Below are 13,269 nucleotides of genomic sequence, written 5' to 3' on the forward strand. Positions count from 1 at the left end.
AGGCTTTAAAACCGGAGTTTAGCAGCGCTAAATGAGGGTTTTCATAACGAAAAGTGGTGAAAAAAGGGGCATAACAAAACCAAAAGGTGGAATTTAAACAGTCTCTAAATAATGCATTAAGACTAAAATCCTAGCCGATTATCGAGTTTGTAAGGCTTTAGTTCGATTTTATTTTAGATTTGAATCCCTCATTAATCTATTCTGTTTTAGTTGTTTAAATTAAAATGTTATGAACAAGACTACATTAATCTTATGTATTTTGGTTGCCAGTTCGTTTGTTTTAAAAGCACAGGTTTCAAAACAGGGCTTTGACAATAGCAATAAAGATACTTGGGACTACACATCTAATATTCCGTTTTATTCAAAAAACAATGGTACCGATATTTGGGGAAAGTTATCCAAAGCAAACGGCAGGATAGCTAGGGCTTTTTCTGGAACGTCCTATATTGCCGGTCGTGACTTGGATAATGCCTATTCAGAAGTAGTAACAGGGGAAGCTTCACCAGAACATATTCTTATGTTCAATGCTGTTAATCTAAATGGTTTGCCGGCAGAAATATCCTTTCGAGTACATTATGTAGGTTTAGATTCAGGAGACTATATACGTTATGAAGTCGCCTATAATGATGATACTGAATGGAATGCTTACGATTACAAGGAGGATATTTTTAAAACAAACCAAAATGGCAGGTATAATTCCCAAGGGTGGAAAGAAATTAAGCACAATATACCTTCAGGACATGAGCATGCGCGTATGCGTTTGATCGTGTATCAAAATGGAAATGCCTATTTAGGGTTTGATGATTTTCAAATTGAAACAGCTACCTTATCTTCAAAGTACGATGCGATCGAAGGTTTTTCGTTTGGGCCTAACCCAACAGAAGGTCAAGTGACGTTTAGAGCGAACACAGTATTGGATAATGTTACTGTTTATAATATTTTGGGAAAGGAATTATTTCGTAAAAAAGGTCATTCGACGAGCATGGAGATAGACTTATCAACTTACCCAAGTGGCATTTATATAGCAAAAATAACATCCGGAACAATATCGCAAAGCTTAAAGATAATTAAGAAGTAAAAGTTTAAGTCACTTTATATACAACAATTTAAGAATCCGAGTAATTTTTTATTAAGTTACTCGGATTCTTAATTTATATTTGCAATCCCAAAGCCTTATATTAACAAATAAGATGTGAATCATCACATCCGACCTATAAAATAATAAAAATTTAAACGAATGAAACGAACATTAAAAATTTTAAAAATGTCTTCACAAAAGTAATATTTAAAATTTTTAATGTGAGAACGAGTGCTGCGAGAGCTTACATTCGTTCTTAATTTTATAATTAACATATAGTCAAAATAATTACTAAAATTTAAACGAATGAAAACACTTAGCGACTTTAATTTTGAAAATAAGAAAGCATTGATCCGTGTTGATTTTAATGTACCATTAAATGAAAACTTCGAAGTAACCGATGCGACGCGTATTGTTTCGGCAAAGCCAACAATCGTAAAGATTCTAGAAGATGGGGGAAGCTGTATTTTAATGTCGCATTTAGGGCGCCCAAAAGGTGTTCAAGATGCGTTTTCATTACGTCATATTGTAGCTAAGGTAGAAGATATATTAGGTGTTGAAGTAAAATTTGTAGACCAATGTGTTGGTGAAAAGGCTGAAGCTGCCGCTGCTGCTTTACAGCCTGGAGAAATTTTATTAGTAGAGAATTTAAGATTTCATAAGGAGGAGACAGCTGGGGACAAGGTGTTTGCCGAACAACTTTCTAAATTAGGTGATATTTATGTTAATGACGCTTTTGGAACAGCACATAGGGCACATGCTTCCACAACTATAGTCGCACAATTCTTTCCAGAAGATAAATGCTTTGGAAGCTTATTGGCACAAGAAATAGAGAGTATCAATAAAGTGATGGAAACAGGGGAAAAACCGATTCTTGCTATTTTAGGAGGCGCTAAAGTGTCGTCTAAGATCACTATTATTGAAAATATTCTTGATAAGGTAGACCATTTGATTATCGGCGGTGGTATGGCCTTTACCTTTATTAAAGCACAAGGAGGATCAATTGGGAATTCTATATGCGAAGACGATAAAATGGAACTTGCTTTAGATATATTAAAACAAGCCGAAGCGAAGAACGTACAAGTACATATTCCGGTAGATGTTATTGCTGCCGATGCTTTTAGTAATGATGCCAATACCCAAGTAGTAGACATTCGTAACATTCCTGAAGGATGGGAAGGCGTGGATGCTGGGCCAAAGTCAAGAGAACAATTTCACGAAGTCGTATTGCAATCTAAAACCATACTTTGGAATGGCCCATTAGGTGTTTTTGAAATGGAGAGCTTTGCAGGGGGAACCATTGAATTAGGTAATTCAATTGCCGAAGCAACCAAAAACGGCGCTTTCTCGTTAGTTGGCGGTGGAGATTCTGTAGCGGCTGTAAAGCAATTTGGATTTGAAAATAAAGTGAGTTATGTAAGCACGGGAGGCGGTGCTATGTTAGAAAGCTTGGAAGGGAAAACACTGCCAGGGATTGCCGCTATTTTGGAATAACACCCATTTAGTTTTTAAATTACCATAAAATATACGAATTTAGCCGTATCATCGTTCCAAAAGTAATCGAAACGACAGGTATGGCTAAATTTTTTCTTTCATTACTATTTTTAAGTACATTTTATGTTGGCTTTGCCCAAGTACAGGATTCTATTCCCCAACAACTTAAAAAGAGCGCTGTAGATTCAATAATTGACGGAGATTTAAATGTAAAAAAGCAAATTCCGGCGGTTGCAGACAGTACTTCAGTAAAGGATATGGCAGACATTCAAGAGCTTGCTGTCATAGATAAGAAATGGTATGAGGAACTCTACAGCAATACGTTATTTGATACCATTTATAAGTCGGTTACAGATCTGACTTTTGAAGCCGTTGACTACCCAGAATTACCAACAGACACGCTAAAGGCAAGGTTAAAGGAGTTAGATGCGAAAACACCTTTTAATGTGGCTTATAACCCATCTCTAGAAAGTGTTATTAAGTCGTATTTGAAAAATCGTAGGGAAACATTACAAAAACTGATAACTTTAAGTACCTTTTACTTTCCATTGTTTGAAAGGGAGTTAGATAATCAAGGCATTCCCTTGGAAATAAAATATTTGGCCATAGTAGAATCCGCATTAAAACCGCGAGCTAAATCCAGGGTTGGTGCAACTGGTTTATGGCAGTTTATGTTTGCTACAGGTAAGATGTATGACTTAGATGTGAGTAGCTATGTTGACGAGCGTTGTGACCCAATAAAATCTACGAAGGCAGCTACTAAATACCTGTCCAAATTATATGAAATATTTGGCGATTGGGATTTAGCGTTAGCGGCATATAATTCGGGACCCGGAAATGTAACAAAAGCTATAAGGCGATCTGGTGGCTATCAAAATTATTGGAATATACGACATAACTTACCAAGGGAAACGGCAGGATATTTACCTGCATTTTTAGCAACCATGTATATTTTTGAATACGCAGATGCGCATGGGTTCAAACGTATAAAGCCAGAGTTCGCCTATTTTGAAACCGATACGGTGCGGGTAAAACAAATGATAACATTAGATCAGGTCTCCGAAGTAACCGGTACACCTATTGAAGCATTACAGTTTTTAAACCCCTCTTATAAGCTGGATATCATTCCAATTATAAAAGGGAAGAATTATGTTTTGAGACTGCCTAATGACGTAGTGGGAGGGTTTGTAAATAATGAAAAAGAGATATACGCATTTGCCAAAGCTGAATTTGATACACGTGAAAAACCGTTGCCACAGTTCTTTAATAATGATAGTAGAATTCGATATAAAGTAAAAGCAGGTGATTATTTGGGCAAAATATCTAGACGTTATGGTGTGCGTGTAAGCCAAATAAAACAGTGGAACGGCTTAAGAAGCAATGATTTAAGAATAGGGCAACGATTAACCATATACCCAAGAAAACAGTATATCCCATCGGCTACTGTAACGACAAAATCAAAACTTACAGGCAATGTAACAATTTATACTGTTAAAGAAGGCGATTCATTGTGGAGTATTTCTCAAAAATTTTCAGGAGTTTCTGTACAAAATATTAAAGATTGGAACGATATTAGTGGGACAAAGTTAAAACCGGGAATGAAGCTGAAAATATCGAAAGGTTAAGTTCCTATTTAAATCGAAATCACAATGCGAAACATTTTTATAGCGATATTAGGATTGTTGCTTGTTATATCTTGCCTTGATTCTAATTCCAAAAGTCAAAAAACACTTTTGGATTCATCAAGCAATATCAATCAAGTCTCAGTTGTTATAGATAACGAGATGTGGGGTGGTAGCGTTGGTGAAGCCATACGAAAAGTGCTTACAACAACCATTTATGGTTTACCGCAAGACGAGCCAACATTTGTTATCAGCCAAATTCCCCCAAGTGTTTTTTCTGGTTTTGTAACTAGAAACAGAACGCTTTTAAAAATAGAATTAGGGAAAGTAGCAGGACTGAAAATTGTAAAAGATGTATACGCAAAGCCCCAAAAAGTAATTGTTGTTTCTGGGCCAACCAAGGAAGCGCTTATTGAGGTTATTGACACAAATTCAGATAAAATATTAGAAGAATTTAAAAAGGAGGAATTAAAAGAGCTACAGCGGCGTATAGCTAAGGCTTTGCATAAGAATAAAGCGATGAAGGAAAAAATGGGAGTAAATCTTAAGTTTCCTTCAGTTTTTAGAATAGCAAAAGAAGAAGGTAATTTTTTTTGGATCCGTAAAGACATTACAACGGGAAGCACCAATTTGTTGGTTTATGAATTGCCTTATAATGCGATAAAGCGAAACGATAGTATTATAAATCAAATTATAAAAATTAGGGATTCTATAGGACAAAAACATATACCTGGGCCAGATCCGAAAAAAAACTATATGGTTACCGAAAATGCGTATACGCCGTTCCACGCAGAAATAATTTTAGATAACAAACCTACTTTGGAAACGAAAGGATTATGGGATATGAAGGGCGGATTTATGGCAGGACCTTATGTAAATTATGCGATAGAGGACAAGAAAAATAATAGATGGGTGGTTGTAGAAGGTTTTGTGTTTGCACCCTCAGTGGATAAACGAAATTATATGTTTGAACTGGATGCCATAATTAAGTCTGTTAAGATAGATTAAATCTTTCTTTAGTACAGGTCATAGCCTCCAAAACTTTTGAAGAAGACCGTTTCACTATTAGACAAAAGACAAATTGAATATCAATACTTTGGACTTTTCTGTTTTGCATAACATGATACCTTCTAACGAATTTATCTTTTCGTGAATAAAAGCTACTTTTTAAAAAGACAGAAGTTTTAACTTGCCGAAAATAAACCAGTCTAATTTCTTAAATCTAAAAGCGTAGCCATCTTTCGGATGGTTGTGAGTACATGTATATATAACAAAAGCCAACATGGAGACCATGTTGGCTTTTGTTATAAACAAGCGAATATTTTTTATTCTTTGTTATCTTCTTTAGATGGTTTCTTAGAGCCCTCTTCTTTACTAGCGTCTTTAAATTCTTTAATGCCGCTACCTAAACCACGCATTAATTCTGGTATTTTTTTTCCTCCAAATAATAATAAAACAACAACCACAATTAATATAATTTGTGGGGCTCCAATCGCTAATGGTAACGTATATAAACTCATAATGTATTTATTTGATGTCACAAAGTTAATAATTAAAGTTTAATAAACTCGTTTTAACTAGGATTATGTATTAGAACTTTAGTATAAAGAGAATACGCCTTACAAGAATTTTAATTGGTAGAAAAGAAATTCCCGAGGTAAAGCCTTGGAATTATAGAAGAAATGGCCACTCCCTTGAAGACAGGGGGCTAAATAACAGTCCCGAAAGCTTTTGGGATCGTTTTTGTCCTAACGGGTTAAAATGAAACAAGCGAAATACCTCTATGGCTCTGCTTCAAGGGTAATTCGTTTCAAGAAATTCTTTATTTTTGTGATCGCATGAAGGAAAAAAAAAGAGTCCAAAAAAGAATAAGACGAAAGTTACTGGCTAAATACAGGTTGGTAATACTAAATGAAGATACCTTTGAAGAGCGTCTTTCGTTTAAGTTATCGCGTTTAAATGTTTTTGTTTTTGCCTCATTGATTGCTATTTTTTTAGTAGTAGCAACCTCTTTGTTAATTGCATTTACCCCTCTTAGAGAATATATTCCAGGTTATTCTTCTACAGCTTTAAAAAAGAAAGCCACGGAGTTAAATTATAAAACAGATTCGTTACAACAAGTTATTACTATGAACGAACGTTATTACGAATCCATTAAGAAAGTGTTAAAAGGCGATGTAAGTGCTTTAGATTTTAATAAAGACTCCATCGTCGAGGCTGTGAAATTGGAGATAAGCGAAGTCGATTTAAATCCCATTATAGAAGATTCGTTGTTACGGGAAAAAGTAGACAAAGAAGATAAATACAATTTATTTGAGTCGGCAACATCGGCAGCAAACTTTATATTGTTCCCTCCAGTTAAGGGAGTTATTAGTGAGCCTTATAATTTAGAGGACAAGCATTATGCTGTCGATTTGGTAGTAGCGAAAGACACACCAATAAAAGCCACGGCCGATGGCGTGGTTATTTTTTCGGAGTGGACGGCAAGTACTGGCTATGTAATTATTTTAGAGCATAGCTATGGTTTAATATCGGTATACAAGCACAATGCCTCTTTAACCAAAGAGCAAGGCGATTTGGTTAAAGCAGGAGAGGTTATTGCAACGGCCGGAAATACAGGCGAATTCTCCACTGGACCACATCTACATTTTGAATTGTGGAATGACGGTTATCCCATTAATCCAACTAACTTTATAGATTTTGAATAGTTACTCCAAACCGTTAAAAATAAGAATTGTAATATAGATGCTATCATTAAAATCAGCTTTAGCAAAACCATTTGCAAAAAAAATCTACAAGCGTATTCAAAAATGGGCTAATAGTCCTGTTGAGACGCAGGAGAAAGTCTTTCAAGATTTAATAGCGAAAGCCGTATCTACCCAATTTGGCAAAGACCATGATTTTATAAGCATTAACACTTATGAAGACTTTGTAAAGCGTGTGCCCGTTAAAGATTATGAAGGTTTAAAATCGTATGTAGAATTAGTTGTAGAAGGAAGTGAAAATATACTTTGGCCGGGCAAACCATTGTATTTTGCAAAAACATCTGGAACCACTTCAGGAGCAAAATACATTCCGATAACCAAGGAAAGCATGCCCAGTCATGTAGAGGCAGCTAGGAATGCTATTTTGATGTATATCCACGAAACGGGGAATAGCCGTTTTGTAGATGGGAAAATGATTTTTTTACAAGGCAGTCCTATACTTAAGGAGCAAAACGGTATTCAGTTAGGGCGGCTTTCTGGTATTGTGGCGCATTATGTCCCTAAATACCTTCAAAAAAACAGGTTGCCTTCCTGGGAAACCAACTGTATTGAAGATTGGGAAACCAAGGTCGATGCGGTTGTAGAAGAGACCTTGCCAGAAAACATGACAGTTATTTCTGGGATTCCTTCTTGGGTGCAGATGTATTTTGAAAAACTACAGCAAAAAACAGGAAAGAAAGTAGGTGAGATCTTTAAAAATTTCAATTTGTTCATTTTTGGCGGTGTAAACTACGAGCCCTATCGTGCTAAATTCGAGAATCTTATAGGGCGACCAGTCGATAGCATTGAATTGTATCCTGCCAGTGAGGGGTTTTTTGCTTTTCAAGATAAGCAAAATGAAAGAGGGATGCTGTTACAGTTAAATTCTGGTATTTTTTATGAGTTTATCAAAGCTGACGAGTTTTATAATGAAAACCCTAAGCGCATTACAATAAAAGACGTAGAATTGGGCGTCAATTACGTCATGATCATTTCTACCAATGCTGGGCTATGGGCCTATAACATTGGAGATACCGTAGAATTTACCTCAATAAAACCCTATAGAGTTATCGTTTCAGGGCGTATTAAACATTTTATTTCAGCATTTGGAGAGCACGTTATTGGTAAAGAAGTAGAGCAAGCCATTCAGGAGGCTATATTAAACACTTCGGTTCGTGTATCAGAATTTACCGTGGCGCCTCAAATAAATCCGAAAGAAGGGTTGCCTTTCCATGAGTGGTTTGTAGAGTTTGAAAACGAACCTGAAGACTTACAGGCGTTTGCAAAACGAATTGACACATCCCTTCAAAAGCAAAACAGTTATTATTTCGATTTAATAAAAGGGAAGGTATTGCAACCGCTAAAAATCACCAAAGTGAAAAAGGACGGATTTCAGGACTATATGAAGTCTGTTGGTAAGTTAGGAGGGCAGAATAAAATGCCGCGACTATCGAATGATAGAAAAATAGTCGATGAATTTTCACAGTTAGTTTAGGTGAAATAATGCTATCTTTGCATCCGAAAAAGAAGACAAATGAGCAATCAAAAACATCATGATAGAACACGTGCCCAAGAAAGTTCTGGGGCTATCGAAAGGATGTACATAACCATGCGTCATTTGTTTAATAGGGGCTTTTATAAGCCTATGGGGATTTCGGGAGAAACCTTACGTGAGGCGCTATTATTGTTGCGTCCAGAAATATATGGCTCCATAGGCGATCAAAAAGCGGAGTTAGAGGGGCTTCTCTATGTAATTGATAGATTGCCAAGGGGAATAGAAGAGTGTAAGTTTATCAATTTAACAAGTGATGAAGGCTACTCTAATTCACACTTTAAACCCATCATTCCGGAAAAGAGACGCCGTAACTGTTATAGAATAGATAATGAGCAGATGAATATTGAGATAACAAGAGGGCGCTCAGAGATTTATGATATCTTAACCCATCTTACCTTTTTATTTGTTGAGTCTCATAAAATAAGCAGTCGAGTACTGATAGATGAGGCAGGAACGACTACGCGTGATTGGAAAAAATTGGAAAAAGGAGTTTTAGAGGCCAAGAAGTTAACACAGGAGGCAAGAGAAATAGCCATTACACATACCGCTAGTATTTTAGGGAGGACATTTAGTGAAATAAGTGAAGTCTATTCAAAGTTTGCTACTAAAGCACAACCCGAACGTTTGCTCCATATTGTATACTGGTTGGGAAAATTAGCTATTGAAGAACAACTAAACAACGATAAGCGTACCGTGACTTTCAGCCCTATGTTACGGGAGCGTATAGGGCACCATATTCATGGTGAAATTTGGGCAGACAACATAAAGGATGTACTTTATAAAAATAATATATTAGAGAGACCTATTCATATCATTAGTGCTAATATGCACAGTGTTATGAATACCGTATTTGCTCCAAATGCTCTAAAGGCATTGGCTTCTAAGAAGGATATTTTTGACGTGTATGAAGCCTTAAGCCATAATAAAAATGGAAACCTTCGCGAAAAGGTAACCAAGGAAGCTTTGCAAAAAGGGATGTACTATATAAAAGACAGGTCCGGAACCAATATTGATGTACAGATTTTTGATGCCAGTAAGTTGGATATTTCCAAATTGGATGTTAATGTAGATGAAACACTGTTAAAATCAAAAAAACCGATTATTTTAGTCATGGATTATGCGTTTGGAGAACAAGCGTATGAAACCATGGATGAGCTTTTAAAGCCTTACGAAGTGAATGGTGAAAAAATACACTTGAATGTCGAATCTATATCCGTTATGGGGAAAGCTGGTATTTTAGAAGGAAAAAAAGGCGATATTATGATCCCCTCAGCACATATTTTTGAAGGCACCGCAGATAATTACCCTTTCAAAAATGAGCTAAAAAAGGAAGATGTGGTATGTGAGGGTGTCGATGTTTGCGAAGGCACTATGATCACTGTTTTAGGAACCTCGTTGCAAAACAAGGACATATTGAAGTTTTTTTACAATTCCACTTGGCAAGTAATTGGCTTGGAGATGGAAGGGGCACATTACCAAAAAGCCATTCAGGCAGCCTCAAAAATAAGAGGTAATATTGGCCCCGATGTGAAAGTGCGTTATGCCTATTATGCGAGTGATAATCCGTTAGAAACAGGGAGTACTTTGGCATCGGGAGGCTTAGGGACCTCAGGAGTTAAACCAACCTATGTAATAACCAGAAATATATTAGAACAAATTTTAAATTAAAAAAGAAAGAAGTATGAGTAAAGAATTGCCACAACCCCAGCAATCTGAAGAAGTCGATTTGGGACAATTATTTAAACTAATAGGGAATGCATTCGATCGTTTTTTTAAGTTTATAGCGAGTATTTTTATTGGCATTTACAGTGTTGTACTACTGTTGTTAATTCATTTCTATAAGCGATTTGTTTGGTATGCAGGAGCTGTTATTATAGGAGTGGTGGTAGGTTTTGTTATAGATATGAAGTCAGAAAAACTCTATGGTGCCAATATGTTTGTTGAGACCAATTTTAACTCTGCCCGTCAGGTGTATGAGAATATAAAGCAATTCCATCAATTAGCTAATGTCGATAAAGATAGTGTGGAATTGGGAAAACGCTTAGGGATCTCAACTAATGAGGCTGCTAAATTAAAGGGGTTTTATATCCAACCGGACTTGAATGAAAATGACATTGCCGAGAAGTATTCAGCATTTTATTCTAAGTTGGATTCTTTATCGCGTATGGAAATGACTTATGATAGATATAAAGAATCGCTAACACCGTTTAATTATAAAATTCATCAAATAGGAGTCGCTGCAACCGATAAAGCCATCTATAAAAAAATAGAAAAAACGTTTGCGGCACAAATCTCAGATAACCTTTATTTAAACGAGTTGGTTGAGGTAAACAAAGATAATTTAGAAAAGAAGGAAGAGGCGCTTGCCACACAAGTAAAGAAGACAGATTCATTAGTCAATGCATATTTAAAGATAAGAGTTAATGAATCTGATAAAGAACCTGTTCCGGGAGCAGGTACGAATTTGTATATGGGTAATGCTGAATCTAGTAATTTGCTAGTTGATGAGTCTAAAATTATTGAAAAGCGCCTAGAGCTAGAAGAACAAAGGAGACAGGTGAATAAAAGTCTTGTTGAGCAAAAAAATGTTATTAATGTCTTGGCAGGTTTTCCAGGCACTGGTTATGATATAAGGGAATGGTATAATAAAATGAAGTATTTAATTCCAATAATTTTATTTGCAATTACCCTATCGATATTTACATTCATAGGTATTGGTAAATACCTAGAAAAGCAAAGCAATCTCTTGAAAACAAAATAACATGACACTTTTAATAACTGGTGGCGCCGGGTTTATAGGGTCTAATTTTATACCCTATTTTTTAAAGGCGCATCAGCATGTTAATATTGTAAATATAGATAAGCTCACCTATGCCGGTGCACTTTCTAATTTAAGGGAAGTCAGTGATGATAAACGATATACCTTTGTTAAAGGGGATATTTGTGATAGGCATTTATTAGAAGCACTTTTTAAGGTTCACGATTTTAAAGGGGTTATCCATTTCGCGGCAGAGTCGCATGTCGATAATTCTATTGATAAGCCAGATGCATTTATAAAGACCAATGTCTTTGGAACCTTTACGCTATTGGATGTGGCAAAAATGTATTGGATGCAGGCACCCCATGTCTTTAAAAAAGGATATGAGCAATGCCGGTTTCATCATATTTCAACCGATGAGGTTTATGGGAGTTTAGGGAATACAGGACTATTTACGGAGGAAACAGCCTATGCCCCTAACAGTCCCTATAGTGCCTCTAAGGCGTCGTCGGATTTTATAGTGCGCAGTTATTATCACACCTATGGTATGCCAGTAGTTACAACAAATTGTTCCAATAATTACGGGCCCAAACAACATGACGAAAAATTGATTCCAACTGTTATAAGAAAAGCGCTTTTGGGAGACCCTATTCCCGTTTATGGTGATGGAAAAAACATCCGGGATTGGTTATACGTTATGGATCACTGTAAAGGCATTGATCTTGCATTTTACAAAGGAAAAGGGGGTGAGACCTATAATATAGGAGGTAAGAATGAACGGGACAATTTGTATATTGTCAACACTATTTGTGATATTCTGGATGAGATTATGCCTAAAGAAGCGTCGTATAAAGAACAAATTTCTTTTGTTAAGGATAGACCCGGACATGACTTTAGGTATGCCATTGATGCGTCAAAAATAGAAGAGGAGTTGGGTTGGAAAGCTGATGAGCATTTTGAAACAGGAATTAGAAAAACGGTTGAGTGGTATGTGGAGAAATATACTACGTAGGTTAAAAAGTTATAAAGTGATAAGGTTAGAAAGTTAAGAGGAGATAAGGTTACCCGTTGGGCATTTCGATAAAATTTTGTCAATTCTATTTAAAATCGAAGAATAAAGTAGAGCTAAGTCGTCCTTTTTCGTAAGAATAATGCAGACAAAACTCCGAGATTCAGGAGCATGGCGACGCGGAGTTTGTCAAATGGTTTTCGGCTAGAGCTGAAAAATTCCTACCGAAAAAGTGTCTTTTTCTTTGATTCGTTTCTTTTGGACAAGCAAAAGAAATGAATAAATATTGTTTAGTTTCACTAAAATAGGTGGGTTCGAGTTATTTTTTGAAACTAGTTTGACTCAAAAAGCACAATAGGTAAAGTTTTATAGTTATTGGTAGAAATACTTGGAATTTAGTGAGTAGCATACAATCGCATAAAGATTTAAAGGTTTGGCAGGAATCCATGGATTTGATGGTTGCGATTTATGACTTGACAGAACAATTCCCGTCAAATGAAGGTTTTTGGATTAACCATTCAATTACGCCGTGTTTTAGTTTGAATACCATCTAACATTGCTGAAGGTGCCGGTAAAAAGGACAACAAGGAATTTACTAGATTTCTGTATATTGCATTAGGATCGCTCTCGGAAGTAGAAACTCAGGTTGAAATTGCTGCGCGATTGAATTATATTGATGAAACGGAAGATATAATAAACGTATTTATTTTAATGAATGTCAGTTTACGCACTGTCATTCAGAACGGACATTGAGCGAAGTCGAAATGGAAGTGAAGCATCTTTTGATAATCAAAGAGATTCCTCCAAAGCTTGTGTTGAGCTTGTCGAAATATCGGAATGACAAAACAGTGTTTTTTATATTATGACACATTAGGAACATTCAATTTATTTTATCGACTTAGGCGTTTTGTAAATATTAATAATATGAGTAAATTCAAGGGATAAATACATAAACTTATGGAGCAAAGATTCAAAAGCCTATCCTTATTCGAATTTCAAGAGCGTTTTT

11 protein-coding genes are annotated in these 13,269 nt (G+C 36.0%); 10 read left to right on the forward strand and 1 reads right to left on the reverse strand.

All coding sequences use genetic code 11. The features are described 5' to 3' along the window. Positions 1–229 precede the first annotated feature (229 nt). The 4 genes from JF259_RS10255 (at position 230) to JF259_RS10270 (ending at position 5,202) form a co-directional block, all read left to right on the forward strand. A complete protein-coding gene (locus JF259_RS10255; protein ID WP_199115229.1) occupies positions 230–1,078 on the forward strand; it encodes a T9SS type A sorting domain-containing protein in 849 nt (282 codons plus the stop codon). A gap of 306 nt (positions 1,079–1,384) precedes the next feature. Further along, the gene (locus tag JF259_RS10260; RefSeq protein ID WP_199115230.1) at positions 1,385–2,572 is read left to right on the forward strand and encodes a phosphoglycerate kinase; all 1,188 of its coding nucleotides are present in this window, start codon (positions 1,385–1,387) and stop codon (positions 2,570–2,572) included. An 80-nt stretch (positions 2,573–2,652) separates the two neighbouring features. Beyond that, complete coding sequence (locus JF259_RS10265; protein ID WP_199115231.1) at positions 2,653–4,197, forward strand: lytic transglycosylase domain-containing protein; 1,545 nt, start codon at positions 2,653–2,655, stop codon at positions 4,195–4,197. 24 nt (positions 4,198–4,221) lie between these two features. Then, positions 4,222–5,202 carry a DUF4837 family protein gene (locus JF259_RS10270; protein WP_199115232.1) on the forward strand — a complete coding sequence of 327 codons (981 nt, stop codon included), beginning with the start codon at positions 4,222–4,224 and terminating at the stop codon, positions 5,200–5,202. Between the two features lie 317 nt (positions 5,203–5,519). Here the strand turns inward: JF259_RS10270 and tatA are convergent, their stop codons facing one another. Continuing rightward, complete coding sequence (gene tatA / locus JF259_RS10275) at positions 5,520–5,714, reverse strand: twin-arginine translocase TatA/TatE family subunit (RefSeq protein WP_199115233.1); 195 nt, start codon at positions 5,712–5,714, stop codon at positions 5,520–5,522. A 318-nt stretch (positions 5,715–6,032) separates the two neighbouring features. Here tatA and JF259_RS10280 point away from each other — a divergent pair, with 318 nt between their 5' ends. The 6 genes from JF259_RS10280 to JF259_RS17610 all read left to right on the forward strand — a co-directional run bounded on the left by JF259_RS10280 (position 6,033) and on the right by JF259_RS17610 (position 13,013). Beyond that, positions 6,033–6,902 (forward strand): M23 family metallopeptidase, encoded by an 870-nt coding sequence (locus tag JF259_RS10280; protein WP_199115234.1) that lies wholly within the window; start codon positions 6,033–6,035, stop codon positions 6,900–6,902. Positions 6,903–6,939: 37 nt separating this feature from the next. Next, complete coding sequence (locus JF259_RS10285; protein WP_199115235.1) at positions 6,940–8,433, forward strand: GH3 auxin-responsive promoter family protein; 1,494 nt, start codon at positions 6,940–6,942, stop codon at positions 8,431–8,433. Between the two features lie 39 nt (positions 8,434–8,472). Next, positions 8,473–10,161, forward strand: coding sequence for a DUF6909 family protein (locus JF259_RS10290; protein ID WP_199115236.1), 1,689 nt, complete (start codon positions 8,473–8,475; stop codon positions 10,159–10,161). 13 nt (positions 10,162–10,174) lie between these two features. Continuing rightward, positions 10,175–11,254, forward strand: coding sequence for a hypothetical protein (locus JF259_RS10295; protein ID WP_199115237.1), 1,080 nt, complete (start codon positions 10,175–10,177; stop codon positions 11,252–11,254). Position 11,255: 1 nt separating this feature from the next. Next, entirely contained in the window at positions 11,256–12,263 is a 1,008-nt protein-coding gene (rfbB, locus tag JF259_RS10300; RefSeq protein WP_199115238.1) for a dTDP-glucose 4,6-dehydratase, read from the forward strand. A gap of 600 nt (positions 12,264–12,863) precedes the next feature. Then, positions 12,864–13,013: a four helix bundle protein gene (locus JF259_RS17610; RefSeq protein ID WP_233164218.1), complete on the forward strand. Its 150-nt coding sequence runs from the start codon at positions 12,864–12,866 to the stop codon at positions 13,011–13,013. The last annotated feature ends 256 nt before the right edge of the window (positions 13,014–13,269 follow it).

Source organism: Snuella sedimenti (assembly GCF_016428595.1).
Lineage (GTDB): Bacteria > Bacteroidota > Bacteroidia > Flavobacteriales > Flavobacteriaceae > Snuella > Snuella sedimenti.